The organism is Martelella mediterranea DSM 17316, assembly GCF_002043005.1.
Lineage (GTDB): Bacteria > Pseudomonadota > Alphaproteobacteria > Rhizobiales > Rhizobiaceae > Martelella > Martelella mediterranea.
Genome location: NZ_CP020330.1, coordinates 233,565 through 253,380, shown reverse-complemented (window position 1 = coordinate 253,380; position 19,816 = coordinate 233,565). Strand labels below are relative to the sequence as shown.

Below are 19,816 nucleotides of genomic sequence, written 5' to 3'. Positions count from 1 at the left end.
ATGACCACGCATGAATTAGGGGTTCATTCCGAGAGTGGCCGGTTGCGGCAGGTGATCATCTGCCGGCCCGGGCTGGCGCACCGGCGGCTGACGCCCGACAATTGCGAACAATTGCTTTTCGACGACGTGTTCTGGGTCAAGCAGGCGCAGAAGGATCACGACGCCTTTGGCGAGGCGATGCGCAATGAGGGCGTCGAGGTGCTGGAAACCGGCGCGATGCTGGCCGAGGTTCTGGACAATCCCGAGGCTCGCAAATGGGTGCTCGATCACCGTATTTCGGCCCAGCATGTCGGCATCGGCATGCAGAAGGAACTGCGGGGCTGGATGGACACGCTGCCTGGTGCCACGCTGGCCGAATATCTGATCGGCGGGCTGACGGTCGCCGATCTGCCGTTTGCCGCCGATGGCATGTTCGGCAGCTATCTCGGCTATCACGGCTTCATCCTGCCGCCTTTGCCGAATTTTCTGTTCACCCGCGACAACTCGGCCTGGCTCTATGGCGGCGTCACGCTGAACCCGATGTACTGGCAGGCGCGCCGCCCCGAGACCCTGCTGACCGCTGCGATCTACCGGTACCATCCGAAATTCGCCGGCAAGGTCGAGGTGATCTGGGGCGATCCGCTGGCCGATCACGGGCTTGCCACGCTTGAAGGCGGCGACCAGATGCCGGTCGGCAACGGCCTGGTTCTGGTCGGCATGGGCGAGCGCACCTCGCCGCAAGCCGTGGGGCTTCTGGCCGAGGCGCTGTTCAGCCAGGGCCGCGCCGAACGGGTGATCGCCTGCCAGATGCCGAAGGAACGTTCCGCCATGCATCTCGACACGGTCTTCACCTTCTGCGGCGGCGATGTCGTGACCAGCTTCAAGGAAGTTGCGGAAGAAATGACCTGCTACGACCTGCATCCCGGCGAGGGCGGCAAGCCGATCGACATGCGCCATGACACCCGCCCGCTGTTCGAGGTCGTGGCCGATGCGATGGGCTTCAAGCGGCTGAAGGTCATTCCCACCGGCGGCAGCGATCCGTTCGAGCAGTCGCGCGAGCAGTGGAACGACGGCAACAACGTGCTGGCGCTGCGGCCCGGTGTAGTGATGGGCTATGACCGCAACGACGATACCAATGCGGCGCTGCGCGCCGAAGGCATCGAGGTGATCGAGCTGCCTGGCGCGGAACTCGGGCGCGGGCGCGGCGGCAGCCGCTGCATGTCCTGCCCGACGATGCGCGATCCGGCCTGAGGAGATAAACCATGGCTTACAATCTGAAGAACCGCCATTTCCTGACCCTGCGCGATTTCAACCCGCAGGAAATCGCCTTCCTTCTGAAGCTCGCGGCCGATCTGAAGACCGCGAAATATTCAGGCACCGAGGTGCCGACGCTAAAGGGCAAGGAAATCGCGCTGATCTTCGAAAAGGACAGCACCCGCACCCGCGTCGGCTTCGAAGTGGCGGCCCATGATCAGGGGGCGACGGTCACCTATCTCGGCCCGTCCGGCAATCACATGGGCCACAAGGAAACCGTCAAGGACACCGCAAGGGTGCTCGGCCGCGTCTATGATGCGATCGAATATCGCGGCTTCGGGCAGGAAGTGGTGCAGACGCTCGCCAAATGGTCGGGTGTGCCGGTCTATAACGGACTGACGGATGAGTTCCATCCGACGCAGATTCTCGCCGACTTCCTGACCATGCAGGAGCACGCCGAAAAGCCGTTGCATCAGGTCTCCTATTGCTTCCTTGGCGATGCCGGCAACAATATGGGTGACAGCCTGCTGATCGGCGGGGCCAAGATGGGCATGGATGTGCGGCTTTGCGCGCCGGAAAGCCTGTGGCCGACGGCGGCGATCCGCAAGGAGGCGGAAGGTATCGCGGCGGAAACCGGCGCGCGCATCACCGTGACGCAGGATGTGGACGAGGCGGTGAAGGGCGCGGATTTCCTCTACACCGATGTCTGGGTCTCCATGGGCGAAGCCAAGGAGAAATGGGCCGAGCGTATCGATCTTCTCAAGCCCTATCAGGTCACGAAGGAGGTCATGGAAAAGACCGGCAATCCGCGCACGAAATTCATGCATTGCCTCCCGGCCTTCCACAACACCGATACCAGCGTCGGCAAGGAAATCATGGAACAGTTCGGCCTCGATGCGATGGAGGTCACCGAGGAAGTGTTCGAAAGCCCGGCATCGATCGTTTTCGATCAGGCGGAAAACCGGATGCACACCATCAAGGCGGTTCTCGTCGCCACGCTGGGAGGTTGACCATGCTTGTCGTGGCGGCACTGGGCGGCAATGCGCTCCTGAAACGGGGCGAACCTCTGACGGCTGAAAACCAGCGCGCCAATGTCCGCGAGGCCGCGCAGGCGCTGGCCGCCATCGTCAGGGCCGGCCACCGTCTGGTCGTCACCCATGGCAACGGCCCGCAGGTGGGCCTTCTGGCGCTGCAGGGTGCTGCCTACAAGCCGGACGAGGCCTATCCGCTGGACGTGCTCGGCGCGGAAACCGGCGGCATGATCGGCTATATGATAGAGCAGGAGCTGGAGAACGCGCTCGATCGTGCAAAGCCGGTCGCCACGCTCCTGACCCAGGTCGTCGTCGACGCACGCGACCCGGCTTTCGGCAAGCCGACAAAATTCATCGGGCCGGTCTATGATCGCGAGGAGGCCGAGGCGCGCGCCAAGGCGGCCGGCTGGACGATTGCGCAGGATGGCGACAAGTGGCGGAGGGTCGTGCCGTCGCCCGCGCCGCAGGAAATCCCGGATATCCGCGTGCTGCGGCTGCTGCTGGATCAGGGCGTGATCGTGATCTGCACCGGCGGCGGCGGTATTCCCGTGCTGCGCCTGCCCGATGGCAGCATGACCGGCATCGAGGCGGTGATCGACAAGGACGCCGCCAGCGCCCTTCTGGCGCAACAACTCGGGGCCGATGCCCTGCTTTTGCTGACCGATGTCGACGCGGTCTATCGCGGTTTCGGCACTCCGGACGAGGCGGCGATTGCAGAACTTACGCGCGAGGAAGCCCGTGCGCTCGATTTGCCGGCCGGGTCAATGGGGCCGAAGATCAAGGCCGCGGCGGATTTCGCAAGCCATGGCGGACTGGCCGGGATCGGCCGGCTCGACCAGGCCACCGCAATTCTGGAAAAGCGGGCCGGGACCCGCATCGTCAAAGATGGAAGATAAGGAAAGGAAGACCATGCCTCGTTTGAAGGACAAGATCGCGCTCATTACCGGCGGGGCCGCCGGGATCGGGCTTGAGACCGCCCGGCTCTTCCTGCAGGAGGGCGCGCGCGTGGCGCTGGTCGACCTGCGCGAGGAGGATCTGAAGACGGCGGCCGAAAGTCTCGGCTCGTCCGATGTTCTGACGGTAGCGGCCGACGTGTCCTCGCCGGAGGACAGCGCGCGCTACGTCCGCGAAACCGTGGAGCGGTTCGGCCGCATCGACATTTTCTTCAACAATGCCGGGATCGAGGGCAAGGTCGCTCCGCTGACCGAGCAGAAGATCGAGGATTTCGACCGCGTGATCGCCGTCAATGTGCGCGGTCCCTTCCTGGGCCTGCAACATGTTCTGCCGGTGATGATCGAGCAGAAATCCGGTAGCATCGTCAACATGTCGTCGATTGCCGGCTTGAAGGGCAGCCCCAATGTCGCCCCCTACATCACCTCGAAACATGCGGTGGTCGGCCTGACGCGCGCGGCCGCGGTCGAGGCGGCGGCGGCCAATGTGCGGGTCAATTCCGTGCATCCCTCGCCGGTCAACACGCGCATGATGCGCTCGCTCGAAGACGGGTTCAGCCCCGGCCATGGCGAGGAGATCAAGAATCAGCTTGCCTCCACCATTCCTTTGGGCCGTTATGGCGAAAGCGCGGATATCGCCAATCTCGTGCTGTTCCTTGCTTCCGATGAATCCGCTTTCATCACCGGCGCGCAATATCCGGTGGACGGAGGCATGGCCGCAACGTGATGACCGAACGTCGCCCGGGAGAGCGCCCATGCAGGATGTAACGGCGGATGAAGGCGTCGTGGATGCCGGAGAAGCCCGCGGGACCGTCGTGGCGATCCGGGGCGGGATCATCGATGTGGCGTTTTCGGAGAGGGTTCCGGGCATCAACAGTCTTCTTATGGCTGGCGACATTCCGATGGAGGTTGCCTCCTTGGTGGGCGAGCGCACCGTGCGCTGCATTGCGCTCGGCGTCGTCGGCGGCCTGGCGCTCGGCGCTGCGGTGAGCGATACCGGCGGCGACATCGCCGTTCCGGTGGGCGAGGCGGTTCTGGGGCGGATGCTCGACATGTTCGGCAGGCCGCTCGATGGCTTGCCCCCGCCGGAGGCCGAGGATCGCCGTTCGATTCACGCCGCGCCGCCGCATTTGTCGGACCGGGTGCTGCGCGCCGAGGTGCTGGAAACCGGCATCAAGGCGATCGACCTGCTGTCTCCCATCGAGCGCGGCGGCAAGACCGGGCTTTTCGGCGGCGCGGGCGTGGGCAAGACGGTTCTTTTGAGCGAGCTCATCCATAACACGGTCGAGCATCATCACGGCGTCAGCCTGTTCTGCGGCATCGGCGAGCGCTCGCGCGAGGCCGAGGAACTCTGGCGCGAGATGGGCGAGGCCGGCGTGCGCGACAAGATGGTGATGCTGTTCGGCCAGATGAACGAAGCCCCGGGCGTGCGTTATCTCGTCGGAAAATCCGCCCTGACGATGGCCGAATATTTCCGCGATACGCGCGGCCAGGACGTGCTGGTGCTGATCGACAACATTTTTCGCTTCGTGCAGGCGGGCTCGGAACTCTCCGGGCTTTTGGGCCGGATGCCGAGTCGCGTGGGCTATCAGCCGACGCTCGCGACGGAGCTTGCGGAACTGGAGGAGAGGATTTCTTCGACCCGCAAGGGCGCGATTACCTCGATCCAGGCGGTCTATGTCCCGGCTGATGATTTCACCGATCCGGCCGCGGCCCACATCTTCTCGCATCTTTCCGCCTCGGTTGTGCTGTCGCGCAAGCGCGCGAGCGAGGGACTCTACCCCGCGGTCGATCCGCTGGCCTCCACCTCGGTCATGCTGACGCCGAACGTGGTGGGGCAGCGCCATTACGATGTCGCCCGCGCGGTGCGCCGGACGCTTGCCGAATACGAGGATCTGCGCGACATCATCGCCATGCTCGGCATCGAGGAACTGTCGGCGCATGACCGCGCCGTCGTCGCCCGCGCCCGGCGGCTCGAGCGGTTCCTGACCCAGCCCTTCTTCACCGTCGGCGCTTCGGCCGGCACCACGGGCAGGCTCGTTTCCATCGCCGAGACGCTGGAGGGCTGCGAGGCGATCCTGTCGGAAACGAGTTTCGACCGCCCGGAAAGCGCCTATTACATGATCGGCAGCCTGAAAGAGCTCGGGGAGGCGGCGGCATGAGCACGGCCTCGCAAATGCAGGTTCACCTGCGCCTGCCCTCCAGTGTGCTGTTTGACGGCGCGGCCACGCGCCTCAGGGCGGAGGCGGAGGATGGCGGCTTCGGCATTCTCCCCAACCATGTGGATTTCGTCACGGCCCTGGTGCCGTCGGTTCTCCTGCTGAGCGAGCCGGACGGGCGGGAACGGTTCTTCGGCATCGATGAAGGGCTTCTGGTCAAGAAGGGGCATGCCGTCGACGTCGCGGTGCACCGCGGGATCGAGAGCGACGATCTGGACAGCCTGCGCGCGCGCGTGGTCCGCAGCTTCGCCGAAATCGAGGACGAGGAGCGCGTGGCGCGCACCGCCCTGTCGCGGCTCGAGGCCGAGATGGTGCGCCGCTTCGCCAGCCTGAGAAAGATGCAGCCATGAACGACGAGGACGACCGCGCCGCCAGCGAGATCGGCCGCCGCGCCGGCCGGATGAAGAACGCGCGCGACAAGCCGGGTCCGAGCCCGCTCAGAGGCTTTGGAACCTTCGGCATGATCGGCTGGTCGGTTGCCGTGCCGACGGTGGGCGGCGCGCTGCTGGGTCTCTGGCTGGATCGCGTTGCGCCGCAGGGGTTTTCGTGGACGCTGGCGCTCCTGCTCGGCGGCGTTGTCATTGGCGTGTTCATCGCCTGGGGCTGGGTGTTGAAGGAAGGAAATGACGATGATCGCTCTTGACTGGACATTGGTTGTGCCGGGCTTTCTGGCCGGCGCCGTGGCGGCTGCCCTGTTTCTCGGCGGCCTGGCGCTCGGCATCCGGTTTGCCCTGCGCCGGCAGAGCCCGGCGCTGGTGCTGTTTCTCAGCGCGGCGCTGCGCATGGCGGCACTGCTCGGGCTTGGCTGGTGGGTCGCGGGGCTGGGTCTCCAGGCGATCGCGGCCTTCGCCATCGGCTTTCTCCTCACGCGGACGATCATTGTGGCGGTGGTGCGATCGGGCGAGGCGCCGAGATGCAACTGACGCCCGACGACACGATCGTCTTCACCATCCTCGGCATTGGCATCAACGCCACGGTCGTCAATACCTGGATCATCATGGCGTTGCTTGTCGGGGCGTCGGCGCTGGTCACGCGCCGCCTGCGCCCGGATGTGCCGCCGAGCCGCTGGCGCACCGCGCTCGAGGTTATCGTCAGCGGCATCGTCGGCCAGATCGCCGAGGTGACGCAGCGGCGCGACCCGCGCATTCTCTATTTCGTCGGCACGCTGTTCCTGTTCATCGTGACCGCGAACCTTCTCATGGTCGTGCCCGGTTTCGACACGCCGACGGCGTCGCTTTCGACCACGGTGGCGCTGTCAATCTCCGTGCTGGTGGCGGTTCCGGTCTTTGGCATCGGCAGCCGGGGGCTTGGCGGCTACCTGAAGACCTATGCTGAGCCCTCGATCATCATGCTGCCGTTCAACGTCGTCAGCGAGGCGTCACGCGGGGTTTCGCTCGCCATCCGCCTTTACGGCAACATCATGAGCGGCGCCGTCATCGCCGCCATCCTCTTGTCCATCGCGCCGTTCTTCTTTCCGGTGGTGATGGACATGCTCGGCCTGCTCACGGGCGTCATCCAGGCCTACATCTTCGCCGTTCTGGCGACCGTCTACATTTCCTCGGCCACCGCCGTTTCCGATGCCGCCGACGACAACAAGGACATACCCCATGACTGACCTTTCCATCATCGCCTTCATCTCGATCCTGACCGCCGGTCTGACGGTTTCGTTCGGCGCGCTCGGACCCGCTTTGGGCGAAGGGCGCGCCGCCTCGACCGCTCTCAGCGCCATCGCGCAGCAGCCCGATGCCGCATCGACCCTGTCGCGCACCCTTTTCGTCAGTCTCGCGATGATCGAATCGACGGCCATCTATTGTTTCGTTGTCGCCATGATCCTGCTGTTCGCCAACCCGTTCTGGAACGCGGCGCTTGAGGCGGCGGCGCGCGGGACCGGGGGCTGACGCCATGTCGATCGACTGGATCACGGTCGGCGCGCAGATCGGCAATTTCCTGGTCCTGGTCTGGCTGCTGAAGCGCTTCCTGTACCGGCCCATTCTCGACGGCATCGACGCGCGCGAGCGGGAAATCTCCACGCGCATGGGCGAAGCCGCCCGGGTCGAGGCGGCGGCTGAGAAGCAGAAGGCCGAATATGAAGCGCGGATCGAGGCGTTGCAGGCCAGCCGCGCCGAAACGCTGGAAGCGGCGCGGGAGGCGGCCGAGAAGGAGCGCCGCGAAATGCTGGCCGAGGCCCGCCGGAAAATAGACCGCGAACAGGCGGAGCGGGCCGCGCAACGCGCCGAGGATGCGCGCGCCTACCGGGCCGAGTTGCAGAAAACCGGTGCCGAGGCGCTGTTGTCGCTGACCCGGAAGGCGTTGACGGACCTGGCCGACGAGACGCTGGAGAGCCGCATCGTGGCCCGCGCCGTTGCGCGCCTGCCCGAGGTGGCCGACAGGCTGCATGGCGAGCCTCAATACGCGGTGGCCGTGACCCGCAATCCCCTGCCCGAGGATGTGCGCGCCGGCCTGCGCGATGCGCTGAACAGGCTTGCGCCGGGCGCGCAGCTCAGTTTCGAGACCGATGAGACGCGGTCGCCGGGCCTTAGCCTGAAGTTGGGCAGCGTGCAGATAGACTGGACGATCAGCGACTATCTCGAGGACCTCGAGGCGATGCTCGACAAGGCAATGGACGACCTGCCGGCCGGGAGCGCGCGCGATGACGGATGAAGGCGCTGCCGAAACCGGTGCGGGCGCGTTGCTTCGCAAACTCCTGGATGCGCCCGCGCCGCCTCCGCGCGTCAGCGAGATAGGTCGTCTGGAGGAAGCCGCCGATGGCGTCGCGATCGTCACCGGTCTTGGCTCGGCGCTGGCCGATGAAGTGCTGGAATTCGCCTCGGGCGTGAAGGGCATCGTGTTCGATCTGGAGCCGGGCCGGTTGGGCGTCGTTCTGCTCGGCCCGACGGAACGTCTGACGCCGGGAGAGACGGTGCGGCGCACCCGCCAGGTGGTGAGCGTGCCGGTCGGCGCGCCGCTTCTGGGGCGGGTCGTCGATCCGATCGGCCGGCCGCGGGACGGTCAGGGGCCGATCGAGACGAACCATCACCGCCCCATAGAATGGCCGGCGGCGGGAATTCTCGACCGGCGGGCGGTGTCGCGACCGCTCGCCACCGGGCTGAAGGCGGTGGACGCGGCGGTGCCCGTTGGCATGGGCCAGCGGGAACTGATCATCGGCGACCGGCAGACCGGCAAGACCTCGATCGCGGTGGATGCGATCCTCAACCAGCGCACGACCGGGGTGCATTGCATCTATTGCGCGATCGGCCAAAGGGGCGATGCCGTGGCCAAGGTCATCGGCGCGATCCGCGAGGGCGGCATGATGGAGCGCACCGTCATCATGGCGGCAGGCGACGAGGATGCGCCCGGCCTTGTCTATGTCGCGCCCTATGCCGCGATGGCGATGGCCGAAGCGTTTGCGGCCAGGGGGCAGGACGTGCTTCTGGTGCTGGACGACCTGACGCATCACGCCCGCGCCTATCGCGAGCTGTCGCTTCTTTTGCGCCGTCCGCCGGGACGCGAGGCTTTTCCCGGCGACATCTTCTTCATCCATGCCCGGCTTCTGGAACGCGCCGGCCAGTTCGGTGAGGGGCGCGGGTCGATCACCGCCCTACCGGTGGTCGAGACGCAGGCCGAGAACCTTTCGGCCTATATCCCGACCAACCTGATCTCGATTACCGACGGGCAGATCTACCTGTCACCGCGCCTTGTGCGGCGCAACCAGTTCCCGGCGGTCGATCTCGGCGTGTCGGTCAGCCGCGTCGGCGGCAAGGCGCAGGCGCGGGCCTTTCGCGCGGTCGCGGGCAATCTGCGCGTCACGCTGTCGCAATTCGAGGAGCTTGAGGAATTCGCCCGCTTCGGCACAAGGCTGGACGAGGATACGCGCGCGCGTCTGGCGCGCGGGGCGGCGGTGCGCGCGGCGCTGCGCCAGCCCGAGCGCGATCCGATGCCGGCAGCCGAACAGCTTGCCATCCTGCTTGCCGCGATGGAGGGGCTGCTGGACGGACTGGACGAGGTGCATACGCTGCTTGCAATGGCGGCGATCCGCCGCGCCGTGCGCGAAGACGATGCCGGACTTGCGGCAAGCCTCGAAGCCGACGAGGCCCTGACGGACGAGATTCGCGCGGGTGTCACGGCCAGGGCGCGCCAAGCTGTCGAAGCGATGGGAAAAGGCGATGACGCAGACGCTTGAGCTTCTCACCCGCCGCGCCGAAACCATGGACAGCATTCGCGGTATCGTGCGCACAATGAAAACGATGTCGGCGATCAACGCCGCGCCTTACGAGCAGGCCGCTCACGCCATCGAGGCCTATCGCGCCACGGTTCTGGACGGTCTGCACGCGTTCCTCACTGTCGAGGGACCTTTGCCCGAAGTTTCCGAAAACGCCGCGGAGCGGGTCACGATCGCCTTCGGCTCCGATCACGGGCTTTGCGGCAATTACAATGAATTGCTGGCGAAAGAGGTTCAGCGCGGCCCGGGCGATGAAGCCCCGACGCGGGTGATCTGTATCGGCGCGCAGTTGGAGGACGCGCTGGCGGGGCAGGGTATCTCCGCCGATACCGCCCTTCTGCCACCAGCGAATGTCGACGGGCTGGGCCGGCTTGCCGGAAGGCTGATCACCCTCATCGACGATATCCAGGGCGCCAGGGGCGGTGCCGGCATGACGGTGTCGCTGGTGTTCATGCAGCGGGTCGAGCATGGCCGGCAGGCGCCGGTGACGCGCAGGCTGCTGCCGCTCGACCCGGCCATGACCGGGGCGCTGGCCGCGCGCCCCTGGGCATCGCGCAGCCTGCCGACCTTTTCTCTTTCGCCCGGGCATATGCTCGCCGCGCTTGTGCGAAGCTTTCTTTTCACCGAACTCTTTCTCGCAGCGGCCGAGGCGCTGGTAACCGAAAACGCCGCGCGTCTGGCCCGCATGCAGCAGGCCGAACGCGCGATCGATGACCGGCGCGAGGAACTCGCCGGAGAAATGCGCCAGCTGCGGCAGAGCGAGATCACCACCGAACTGCTTGATGTCATCATCGGTTTCGAGGCGTTGAAATCGCATCGCACCAAACGGAGCGACGATAAGGATAGCTGACCGGCGGGGGTAAAGCCCTTCGGGCTAAAATCCTGACCAAAGGATCCGTTTCGGCGCTGGTTGCGTTAACAGTAGGCAAGGCCCGCAATGCAATGCCAGCAACCAGGGTTAGTTTCCGATGTGGAGATTGGAGATGTTTGTCAAATCCATCATGCGCCGCCCCGTAACCACCGTTGGTCCCGCGGCATCCGTCCGGGCGGTAGCGGCGCTCATGAAGGAGTGCGGCATAGGCGCCGTCGTGATCTGCGAGGCGGAGAAGGTTGTCGGCATCGTCACCGACCGGGACATCGTGACGCGCTATCTTCCCAACGCTGTGTCCGATGGGCCCATCGCCGCGATCATGACACGCGACGTTGCCACCTGTCGCCCCGAACAGACGGTCCGCGAAGCGGCGCACCGCATGGGCGATCTTCAAATTCGCCGGTTGGTCGTCGTCGATGACGCGGGCGCTGTTGCGGGCATCATGTCGCTGGGCGACATCGCCAACGACGCCGATGAGGAACTTGCGGGGCAAACGCTCGGAGAGGTGGTCGAGACGCGCTGAAGCATGGCGCGGCCAAGCTGGATCGTCCCAGGTCCGCGAAATGCTCTATTGCGGTCTGCGCAGAAAGATTTCCTTACGGAGCCGCGTGAGGTCAACCCCGGCAAAGTCGCTCAGGGCGTTCAGATCGTTGAGGGAAATCTCCTGATTGTCGAAATTCGTGATCAGCCCGTCGCGCGCGAACCGGCGCATGGTGCGGCACACATGTACGTTGCTGAGGCCGGTGAATTCTCCGATCTTGTGCTGGTTCATGGGCAGGCGGAATCGCCCGTTCCGGATCAAACCGATCTGCTCCAGCCGGACATAAAGCTCCAGCAGGGTATAGGCTACGCGGCACGCACCGCTTCGCCCCATTCGCAACAGGAGTTCGGACATGCGGGCCTGTGTCGTCACGAGCAACGCCGTGAACAGCCGGCGCAGCTCGGCGTGTTCCGGGCCCGGGCCATTGACGTGCTCGAGCGGTACGGCGAGATAGCTGATATCGGTCAGTGCCTCGACAGTGAAGGCAGCGACGGGGGCGACCTCCGCGCCGACCAGCGCAAAATCACCGGGCAGCATCACGTCGATGATCTGTACCTCGCCTTCGGGCATTGTCTTGGAAAGGGCCGCCCAGCCGTCCAACAGCAACATCGAATGGGCGGCGTAGTCGGACTCCTGCACGACGGTGCGACCCTTGACGGCCCGTCTTACGGCCTGTTTCGGGCGCAGCGCGGCATAGGCATCGACCGCCGAGCAAGGGGCGGCATGCGACGTCTGCAAGGTTACGTTGATCTGCATGGCGAATTCCCTCCATGGCGGATGCCTGCTTGCGGCTTCCTCCTTCGTGATCCTGACTTGTTCTCACTTGCCCTCGTCCGTGGTCCGGTCGGAGCCGATGAGCGCTTCGACGGTGTATACGAGGATCGCCATGCCGATGGCGCCGGCCGCGGCTACGCAAAGCAGGACGATGACGTCTATCGGCCCGCCCATGTCGGACAGGCGCGAATGGGTCATGACCATCAGAAACCAGACCGCGGCGATGGCGCCGACCGGCATGGAAAGCTGCGCCAGCAGGAATTTTTTCCAACTGACCGAGCGGTCGCGAACGAGAACGTAGAAATAGGCGAGCGTAACGATTGCCGCAGCGGCGACCATGGCCCAGAACACGCCCCGGCCGAAAATTTCCTCGAGAACGGCGATCAGCGTCGAGAGCGTCATGTCTTTCATGTCCGATCCTCCTCAGGCCTGTCCGCGCAACATTGCATTGTAAGTCGCCTTCAGCGCAACCTCTTTCATCAGCCAACTGATCCAGAGTTCCTCCAGCGGGGCGATGATACCGGGAAAAGAGGGCGTCAGATTGTTGCGGTAGTCGAACTCGACCAGCATGGCCCGGCCGATCCGGGTAATCAGCGGGCAGGAGGTGTAGCCGTTATAGCTCGCGGTGCCCTCGCGGCCGTCGATGGCGGCGACGAGATGATCCTCGACCACCGGGACCTGCCACTTCACGCTCGCCGCGGTCTTGCCCTTGGGCACGCCCGCCACGTCGCCAAGCGCGAAAATGTCCGGGTAGCGCAAATGACGCAGGGTATGCATGTCGACCTCGACCCAGCCCTGGTCGGTCCATTTGTCGGACCAGGACAGGCCCGACCGGCGAATGAAGTCCGGCGCGCGCTGCGGCGGGATGACGTGAATATAGTCGTAATCGATTTCCTCGTTACCGTCGCCGGTGGCGAAGGTCGCGCGTTTCGCGCCGGCGTCCACCGCCGTCAACGTGCGCTGCATGATCGTGTTGATGCCGCGGTCCTCGAAAAGCATCCGGACCTTCTCGGCCACGATCGGCACGCCGAAGAGGGAGGATTGCGGCGCGGTATAGATCATGTTCATCTTGCCGGTATTGCCCGCCCGGCGGGCGATATCGTCGATCAGAAAGGTGTGCTTGAGCGGAGCGCCGGCGCATTTCATCTCGGTCGCGGGACGGGTGAATATCCCGATGCCGCCTTCCTCGGTGAATTTCCGCGCCGCCTGCCAGGTGCGCGCGGCCTGTTCCGGTCCGCCATAAAGTCCGCCGATGCCGTTCTCGCCGATCATGTCCACGGAAAAGCCTTCGATTGCGCCGTAATCCAGAACCAGGCCGGGGGCGAGCACCAGCCAGTCATAATCGATGGTCCGCCCGCTTTCCGTCGAGACCGTCCTGGCCTCGGCATCCACGGCGGCGACCTTTTCCCTGATCCAGTCTATTCCCTTGGGTAACCAGCGGCTTTCGTCCGATGTGACGTAGGAGGCCGGCTTCAGTCCGGTTGCCACCAGCGTGAGGCCGGGTTGATAAAGATGCGTGGTGCGCGGATCGATGATCGTGATCCGGGCGCCCGCGAGCCGTTCGCTCAGCCGGTTGGCCAGCGCCGTGCCGGCGGCCCCGGCCCCGACGATGACGATACTGGCCGAGGTTGACACCTGCGCCCGGGCTGGCTTTGCCTCGGTCACCGGCAGTGCGGCCGCAGCGCCGCCGAGGGCTGCCAGGCCGAGGAATTCCCTGCGTTTCATCCGATCTCTCCTCCTCATCAGATACACACCGTGGCCGGAACGGCGGTCCAGACCTTGCGTCTGCGCAACGGAAGTCGGCCTGCTGTCCGGTTCTGCCGCATGGTGCGAAACAGACCATCTTCGGCATTCAATCTACATTGAAGTCGGCGGTCCAAAATTGACCGTGATCAAGGCGTGACATGTCGTGGTCGCGCTGGATCGGGTTTGCAGCCGGGCACCGGGCGGCCAAAGACCGATTGCCTGCTTTCGGTTTCGTGCCTGCCAGAAGAGCGGTTTTGAAGTTTCTTGTCGCAACGCAGGCGCCCTCGTCCCAGGCCCCGAAGGCCTGCGTAACGACAACCCCGATGTCGCCTTTGCGCTCGGCAGGGCGCCCGGCTGATCTCTGCCAGCCTACTCGTACTGCGCCAGCTTTTCGTTGACCGCGTCGACTCTTCTTAGCCGATCGCGGCCCGTGCGCCCGGCCTTCAGCGTCGCGCGCACCACGATCTGGTGGCAGAGCGCCAGCACGGCCGCATGGTTGAACTGCGGCCCGTCGGAATGGATCCGGCAGGGAAAATGCCAGCGGGCGGCGGGATGACGGGCCATGGTCTCATCCGAGATCAAGGCAAGGCGCGCGCCGCTTTCCGCAATCGAATCCAGCAATTGCCGCGTGCCGGCAATGCGGCGGCGCAGCGTGATGGCGATCACCAGGTCGCCTTCCTCGATCCGGGCCACATGCTCGCCCAGCGTTTCGCCGCCTTGCGGGAAAACCGCGACCTCGCCGACGATCTTGGTCAGTTGCCAGTAGATGTAATGGGCAAAGGACTGGCTGATGCGCTGGCCGGTGATCCAGACCTTTCGGCTATCGACCACGGCAGCGGCGAGCGCTTCCAGCTCGCTCGGATCGAGATTGGCGAAGGTCCAGTCGAGATTGTCCTTGTCCTCACGCATGTCGAGGGCCAGCGCTGCGGCATTGGCTTCCGGCTCGGCATGGGCGAAGAACACGCGCGAACCGGTCTGGCGCTCATCGCGCACCGCCTTTTTCGCCTGGTCATAGCTGGCAAAGCCGAGCTTGCGAATAAAGCGCGAAACGGTCGCCTTCGAGACATCGCAAAGCCGGGCCAGCTCCTGCGCGTCATAACTGCCGAGCTCGCCGGGAAAATCCAGCAGGAACTCACCCAGCCGACGCTCGGCGGGGCTCAACTGCGGCAACACCCGTTGCACGCGGGTGAGAAAAGGAGCGTCGTCGGCAGGGTTTTGAAATTCTGATTTCATGATTCTCATTAATGATTGCATGGCGGAAAATGCAAGCAGCGCGTTTTCGAAATCATGATTTCAGTGCGGCGTTTTGTAAACGGCCGCGGGAAAGTGCCGTATCTGCGGGCTTTTTGCTGCTTCAAGTGCTCAAGGAAAATTCAAATTGCCTAAATAATAATCAATTGCGATATATGCCTATTTTTTACTTGCGTGATTTTTGAAACTGTAGTTTCTTTTGTTGGAACTTGAATTTCGTCAATGCATTCGCCCCGACCCACGACAGCAGAAACTGGAGTCCCGACATGCCGGCCCGTCCGCTGAAATCCTTGATCCTCGCCGCCACCGCCCTTGCTGCGCTCGCGCCCGCGGCACTTGCCGCGGAATATCCCGAAAGGCCCGTTCGTATCCTGGTGTCCTTCCCGCCGGGTGGTTCGAGCGACCTCGTCGCCCGCCTTCTCACCGAAAAGCTCGGGGCCGCGCTTGGCCAGCAATTCGTTGTCGAGAACAAGCCGGGCGCTGCCGGCACGGTCGCCGCAACCGAGCTGAAGAATGCCGACAGTGACGGCTACACGCTGATGCTCTCCAACTTGACGCCCTTCAATGTCGCGCCGACGAGCTTCCCGGATACGCCCTATGATCCGGTCGAAGACTTCACCCATATCGGCTATATCGGCGCCGTCCATCTCGGCATGTTCGTCTCGCCCGAGCTTGAGACGCCGGATATGGCCGCCTTTGTCGAAAAGGCAAAGGCCGAGCCCGGCATGCTGGACTACGGCTCCTCCGGCGTCGGCTCGTGGGGCCATGTCGTGGCCGTTGCCTTCGAGAACGAGGCAGGCGTCGAACTCTCGCACATTCCCTACAAGGGCTCCGGCCCGATGCGGCTCGATTTCCGCGCGAACGTTATCCCGGTGATCTTCGATGCCGTGCCGCAGAACCTGCCGGCCGTTGAGGATGGGACAGCACTCCCGCTCGCCGTCTCCTCGCCAGAACGGCTCGAAACCCTGCCCGATACCCCGACCTTTACCGAACTCGGCTATGATATCGTTGCGGAGAACTGGCTCGGTATTTCCGGTCCGGCCGGCGTCGACCCCGAGGTCGTCTCCACGCTTCAGGACGCGCTCGACACGGCGCTCGCCTCCGATGATGTCGTCGCCCAGTTCGACACATGGGGTATTGTCGGCGGCAAGATGACGAGCGAAGAATTCACAGACTATGTCGCGGAAGGCGTTGCCGAATGGGCCCCGCTCGTCAAGCAGGCGAACCAGTGATGCGCATCAGGCCGCTTGCCGCGGAGCAACCCGACTTGCCGCAGATCGCCGTCGTCGTCATCGGCGAGGCGGAGGATGCGGGCTTCAATGCCAGCGGTCTTGCCGGCGCGCGCCAGGCGGCGCGTGCGGGCAAGGGCCGGATCAGCATTGTCGACGGGCTTGCCTATGACACGGCCGAAATCCTCGAAAGCCTCGGCGGAATACTGCCGGATTTCGACGGGCTGGTTTTCATCGGTGGGCAGGGCGATCGGGTCATGCCTGTGCTCGCGCTCGACTGGCCGGAAAAGTCCTTCGCCATCGTCCAGGGCCACGCCCATGCGGAAAATCTGGCAAGCTATGATGTCGCGCAGGAGCATTCGGCCTATCTTGCCGGATGCCTGGCGGCGCTGATGACGAAGACCGGCACGGTCGGCCATCTTTCCGGTCACCGCGTCCGACCGGGCCTGAAGGGTCGCGCCGCCTTCGTGCAGGGCGTGATGGAGACCGATCCCGCCGTCCACGTTCTGACGGTCTTCTGCGGCTCGCAGGACGATAATGCGATCACCCGGCGCTGGGCCGATGCCGAGATCAAGGCCGGTGCAGACATCATCTTCACCATGCTGAACGGCGCCAGACAGGGCGCGATCGAGGCCTGCCGGGCCGCCGGCACTTTACAGATCGGCAATGCGCTCGACTGGACGGCGCTGGCGCCTGATGTGTTTGTCGCCTCGGCACTGGCGCGGATCGATCTTGGCGTGGAGCGTGCCATTGCCGATGTCGCGGCGGGAAGGCTGCCACGGGCACCGGTCATTTTGGGTCTTTCGGAAGGCGATTATGCTTCGCTTGCGCTCGGCGCGGATGTTCCTGATGCCGTCGCCGAACGGGTCGCTACCGCCGCAGGGGCTATCCGCGATCGCAGCATCATCGTTTCCGAGACCTATGACGGGGCGGAGTTCGAACCTGAAACGGAGACCGGGCGATGCTGAAGAAGCTTTCGGCGCAGGCGGGCACGCTTCTCATCGGCGCGATCGCCCTCGTTTTTATCTTCGGTTCGCTGACCGTGCTCGACCTAGGCACGCCGCGGCGCATGGGTCCCGGCGCCTTTCCGCTGATAGCCGGCGGCATTCTCGTCATCCTTGCAGCCGTCGCCTTTGTCGGCGACATGAAGGACCGCGCCGAACATCAGAAGGTCGACTGGCGCGCGGTCGTTCCGATCGTGCTTGCGGTGGGAAGTTTTGCGCTGGTCACACCACGCTTCGGCGTGCTGCCGGGCGCTGGCGTCTGCGTCCTCATCGCCAGCTTCGCGGTCGACGCGCTCTCCCCGCTGCGACGCGCGGGTTTCGTCCTCGGCGCCGTTTTCGGCGTCTGGCTCGTCTTCATTTTCGGTCTCAGGCTGCCGCTTGAAGCGTTCCGGGGATTTTGAACCATGCTCGACAATCTCGCCCTCGGCTTTGCCACCGCCACCACGGTTTCCAACCTTCTTTACTGTTTCCTCGGTACGTTTCTCGGCACCTTTATCGGCGTTCTGCCTGGCCTCGGTCCGCTGGCGGCGGTTGCGATGCTGCTGCCGGTCTCTTTCTACCTGCCGCCGGAAACCGCGCTCGTCATGCTCGCCGGGGTCTATTACGGCGCGGAATATGGCGGCTCGATCGCCTCCATCCTGCTCAATATTCCGGGCACGCCGTCCTCCTCGATCACCTGCCTCGACGGCTATCCGATGGCGCGCGAGGGCCGCGCCGGCGTCGCCCTTCTGGTCACCGCGCTTGCCTCGTTCTTCGGCGGCGTTTTCGGCATTCTGGTGATTGCCGCGCTCGCGCCGCTGCTCGCGGATTTCGCGCTTCTATTGGAACCGGCGGATTATTTCGCGGTGATGTTGCTCGGCCTTGTCGCGGCATCCGTGGTCTCCAGTTCCGGCACGCTGCGCGGCGTGATGATGGTGACGCTGGGCGTTCTACTCGGCACGATCGGCGTCGACGTCAACAGCGGCGCCACCCGCTTTACCGGCGGCGTTCAGGATCTCCGCGACGGCATCAATCTCGTGGTCGTCGCCATGGGGCTCTTCGGCGTCTCCGAAGCGATGTTTTCCGCGCGCGGGGCATCGGCCTCCTATGCCATGGAAAAGGTCTCCTGGCAGCGTTTCTTGCCGATGCGCGGCGAATGGCTGCGTTGCCTCGGCCCGGCGCTTCGCGGCAGCCTGATCGGCAGCTTTTTCGGCACATTGCCGGGCACTGGCCAGACGGTCGCCTCTTCGATCGGCTATGCCGTGGAAAAGCGCGTCTCGCCCAACCGCGCCAATTTCGGCAAGGGCGCGATCGAGGGAGTGGTGGTGCCGGAATCGGCCAATAATGCCGCAGCCCAGACCGCCTTCATCCCGACGCTGACGCTCGGCATACCGGGATCCACGACGATGGCGCTGATGATCGGCGCCCTGATGATCCACGGCGTCACCCCCGGGCCGCGCCTGATCTCCGATCACCCGGCGCTGTTCTGGGGCCTGATCGTCTCCTTCCTGTTCGGCAATCTTTTCCTGCTGGTGCTCAACATTCCGCTGATCGGCATCTGGGTGAGGCTGCTGCGTATTCCGCATTATTTCCTCTATCCGACGATCGTCGTCCTGATCTCGATCGGCGTCTACAGCCTTGATCACTCGCTCTTCGATGTCTGGACCATGCTCGGCTTCGGCCTGCTCGGCTATGTCTTGAGGCTTTACCGCTACGAACCCGCGCCGCTTCTGATCGGCTTCATCCTCGGGCCCATGATGGAGGAATATCTGCGCCGGGCCATGCTTTTGTCACGCGGCGACCCGATGATCTTCCTCCAGCGACCGGGCAGTGCCGTCATGATCGCGATTTCGGTCCTGCTTCTGGTGCTGACCGCACTCCCGGGGTTGAAACGGCTGGTCAAGTCGATCGGTTGACCGCCCGGGAGCTTCCGGAGCAATTCCGGTCCGGCCTCGTCGACGCGTTCAGCAATCCAGATAAGTCTGTTGTCAGAGAGGCGACAATGTCACCATCGCCTCCGTCCAAACGTGGTCGTCCAAGCTACACCACATAGCGTAATCGCTGAGGGGCTCTCGAGCCGGAAACGGACCAGCTCGCCGCGGGCAGGCTGATTTTGGAATCAACGCTCATTGTGGCGATGGTTTCCAGTGTCATTCAGCGCGATCGCTGGACGGCCCAAATCGCGAGCGATCAGCGGCTGTATCGCGCAGCAAGCCGGTTGATGTAGGTTTCGAAGATGCCGGCCATGTCGATGGTTTCGCCCGAGCGCAGCCATTGCTCCTGCAGGCCGTCCATCATGGCGATGATTTCGAAGGCGAGGGCGCCCGCATCGGCGGCCGGGTCGAATGTCCCCTCGGCCTGTCCGGATCTGAGCGCTCTGGCGATCATGGCGTGCGTCTTTGCCGATCGGTCCGCGAACCAGTCCGCCGCTGGATGGTCGGCCGATAGGCTTTCCACCGACAGAAGCGCGAAGGCGCGGATCACGCCCGGGATCGTCTCGTTATACCGGACGATGTCCACCAGCGAACCGAGGAATGTGCGCCAGTCGGCGCTCTCCTTCGGCAGCATGTCGGCGGTGACTTCATCGCGCTGTTCCAGGACAGCCAGCAGCAAATCGGTCTTGCTCGGGAAATAGTGCAGCAGGCCGGGAAGCGTCAGCCCCACCTCCGCGGCGACGGTGGCAATGGCCGCATTCTGATAGCCCGATTGGCTGAACACCCGAACTGCCGCTTTCACGATTTCCGCACGCCGCTGCCGGCCCTTTCCATA

At 64.5% G+C, this 19,816-nt stretch carries 23 protein-coding genes; 18 read left to right on the top strand and 5 right to left on the bottom strand.

Annotation, left to right across the window (positions count from 1 at the left end):
* The 14 genes from Mame_RS01215 (at position 1) to Mame_RS01150 (ending at position 11,046) form a co-directional block, all read left to right on the top strand.
* A complete protein-coding gene (locus Mame_RS01215) occupies positions 1 to 1,230 on the top strand; it encodes an arginine deiminase (RefSeq protein WP_026173225.1) in 1,230 nt (409 codons plus the stop codon).
* A gap of 11 nt (positions 1,231 to 1,241) precedes the next feature.
* Positions 1,242 to 2,243, top strand: a complete 1,002-nt coding sequence (gene argF, locus Mame_RS01210) for an ornithine carbamoyltransferase (RefSeq protein WP_018063323.1) — start codon at positions 1,242 to 1,244, stop codon at positions 2,241 to 2,243.
* 2 nt (positions 2,244 to 2,245) lie between these two features.
* Entirely contained in the window at positions 2,246 to 3,160 is a 915-nt protein-coding gene (gene arcC / locus Mame_RS01205; protein WP_018063324.1) for a carbamate kinase, read from the top strand.
* A gap of 13 nt (positions 3,161 to 3,173) precedes the next feature.
* Positions 3,174 to 3,941, top strand: coding sequence for an SDR family NAD(P)-dependent oxidoreductase (locus Mame_RS01200; protein ID WP_026173226.1), 768 nt, complete (start codon positions 3,174 to 3,176; stop codon positions 3,939 to 3,941).
* 28 nt (positions 3,942 to 3,969) lie between these two features.
* Positions 3,970 to 5,376, top strand: a complete 1,407-nt coding sequence (atpD, locus tag Mame_RS01195) for a F0F1 ATP synthase subunit beta (RefSeq protein WP_018063326.1) — start codon at positions 3,970 to 3,972, stop codon at positions 5,374 to 5,376.
* On the top strand, positions 5,373 to 5,783 hold the full coding sequence (locus Mame_RS01190; RefSeq protein WP_018063327.1) for a hypothetical protein: 411 nt from the start codon (positions 5,373 to 5,375) through the stop codon (positions 5,781 to 5,783). Before atpD ends, Mame_RS01190 begins: the two co-directional genes overlap by 4 nt.
* Entirely contained in the window at positions 5,780 to 6,076 is a 297-nt protein-coding gene (locus tag Mame_RS01185; RefSeq protein WP_018063328.1) for an AtpZ/AtpI family protein, read from the top strand. The genes Mame_RS01190 and Mame_RS01185 overlap by 4 nt, the downstream gene beginning before the upstream one ends.
* A complete protein-coding gene (locus Mame_RS01180; RefSeq protein ID WP_018063329.1) occupies positions 6,063 to 6,356 on the top strand; it encodes an ATP synthase subunit I in 294 nt (97 codons plus the stop codon). Before Mame_RS01185 ends, Mame_RS01180 begins: the two co-directional genes overlap by 14 nt.
* On the top strand, positions 6,347 to 7,048 hold the full coding sequence (locus tag Mame_RS01175) for a F0F1 ATP synthase subunit A (protein ID WP_018063330.1): 702 nt from the start codon (positions 6,347 to 6,349) through the stop codon (positions 7,046 to 7,048). The genes Mame_RS01180 and Mame_RS01175 overlap by 10 nt, the downstream gene beginning before the upstream one ends.
* Complete coding sequence (locus tag Mame_RS01170; protein WP_018063331.1) at positions 7,041 to 7,331, top strand: F0F1 ATP synthase subunit C; 291 nt, start codon at positions 7,041 to 7,043, stop codon at positions 7,329 to 7,331. Before Mame_RS01175 ends, Mame_RS01170 begins: the two co-directional genes overlap by 8 nt.
* Before the next feature lie 4 nt (positions 7,332 to 7,335).
* On the top strand, positions 7,336 to 8,094 hold the full coding sequence (locus Mame_RS01165; RefSeq protein WP_018063332.1) for a F0F1 ATP synthase subunit B family protein: 759 nt from the start codon (positions 7,336 to 7,338) through the stop codon (positions 8,092 to 8,094).
* Positions 8,084 to 9,613, top strand: coding sequence for a F0F1 ATP synthase subunit alpha (locus tag Mame_RS01160; RefSeq protein WP_018063333.1), 1,530 nt, complete (start codon positions 8,084 to 8,086; stop codon positions 9,611 to 9,613). The genes Mame_RS01165 and Mame_RS01160 overlap by 11 nt, the downstream gene beginning before the upstream one ends.
* Entirely contained in the window at positions 9,597 to 10,502 is a 906-nt protein-coding gene (locus tag Mame_RS01155; protein ID WP_018063334.1) for a F0F1 ATP synthase subunit gamma, read from the top strand. The genes Mame_RS01160 and Mame_RS01155 overlap by 17 nt, the downstream gene beginning before the upstream one ends.
* 133 nt (positions 10,503 to 10,635) lie before the next feature.
* Positions 10,636 to 11,046 (top strand): CBS domain-containing protein, encoded by a 411-nt coding sequence (locus tag Mame_RS01150; protein ID WP_018063335.1) that lies wholly within the window; start codon positions 10,636 to 10,638, stop codon positions 11,044 to 11,046.
* 45 nt (positions 11,047 to 11,091) lie between these two features.
* Here the strand turns inward: Mame_RS01150 and Mame_RS01145 are convergent, their stop codons facing one another.
* The 4 genes from Mame_RS01145 to Mame_RS01130 form a co-directional block, all read right to left on the bottom strand.
* Positions 11,092 to 11,820, bottom strand: a complete 729-nt coding sequence (locus Mame_RS01145; RefSeq protein ID WP_018063336.1) for a Crp/Fnr family transcriptional regulator — start codon at positions 11,818 to 11,820, stop codon at positions 11,092 to 11,094.
* A gap of 63 nt (positions 11,821 to 11,883) precedes the next feature.
* The gene (locus Mame_RS01140; protein WP_018063337.1) at positions 11,884 to 12,249 is read right to left on the bottom strand and encodes a DUF5368 domain-containing protein; all 366 of its coding nucleotides are present in this window, start codon (positions 12,247 to 12,249) and stop codon (positions 11,884 to 11,886) included.
* A 12-nt stretch (positions 12,250 to 12,261) separates the two neighbouring features.
* On the bottom strand, positions 12,262 to 13,563 hold the full coding sequence (locus tag Mame_RS01135) for an NAD(P)/FAD-dependent oxidoreductase (protein ID WP_018063338.1): 1,302 nt from the start codon (positions 13,561 to 13,563) through the stop codon (positions 12,262 to 12,264).
* Positions 13,564 to 13,953: 390 nt separating this feature from the next.
* The gene (locus Mame_RS01130) at positions 13,954 to 14,817 is read right to left on the bottom strand and encodes a MurR/RpiR family transcriptional regulator (RefSeq protein WP_018063339.1); all 864 of its coding nucleotides are present in this window, start codon (positions 14,815 to 14,817) and stop codon (positions 13,954 to 13,956) included.
* A gap of 284 nt (positions 14,818 to 15,101) precedes the next feature.
* On the opposite strand from Mame_RS01130, the gene Mame_RS01125 reads away from it, so the two are divergent.
* The 4 genes from Mame_RS01125 to Mame_RS01110 are packed head-to-tail and all read left to right on the top strand — an operon-like array spanning position 15,102 to position 18,963.
* Complete coding sequence (locus Mame_RS01125; RefSeq protein WP_026173228.1) at positions 15,102 to 16,067, top strand: Bug family tripartite tricarboxylate transporter substrate binding protein; 966 nt, start codon at positions 15,102 to 15,104, stop codon at positions 16,065 to 16,067.
* On the top strand, positions 16,067 to 17,032 hold the full coding sequence (locus Mame_RS01120; protein ID WP_018063341.1) for a BMP family ABC transporter substrate-binding protein: 966 nt from the start codon (positions 16,067 to 16,069) through the stop codon (positions 17,030 to 17,032). Before Mame_RS01125 ends, Mame_RS01120 begins: the two co-directional genes overlap by 1 nt.
* The gene (locus Mame_RS01115; RefSeq protein ID WP_018063342.1) at positions 17,026 to 17,469 is read left to right on the top strand and encodes a tripartite tricarboxylate transporter TctB family protein; all 444 of its coding nucleotides are present in this window, start codon (positions 17,026 to 17,028) and stop codon (positions 17,467 to 17,469) included. Before Mame_RS01120 ends, Mame_RS01115 begins: the two co-directional genes overlap by 7 nt.
* A 3-nt stretch (positions 17,470 to 17,472) precedes the next feature.
* A complete protein-coding gene (locus Mame_RS01110; RefSeq protein ID WP_018063343.1) occupies positions 17,473 to 18,963 on the top strand; it encodes a tripartite tricarboxylate transporter permease in 1,491 nt (496 codons plus the stop codon).
* Between the two features lie 274 nt (positions 18,964 to 19,237).
* On the opposite strand, the gene Mame_RS01105 is transcribed toward Mame_RS01110, so the two are convergent.
* On the bottom strand, positions 19,238 to 19,783 hold the full coding sequence (locus Mame_RS01105) for a TetR/AcrR family transcriptional regulator (RefSeq protein ID WP_235726789.1): 546 nt from the start codon (positions 19,781 to 19,783) through the stop codon (positions 19,238 to 19,240).
* Positions 19,784 to 19,816: the final 33 nt, after the last annotated feature.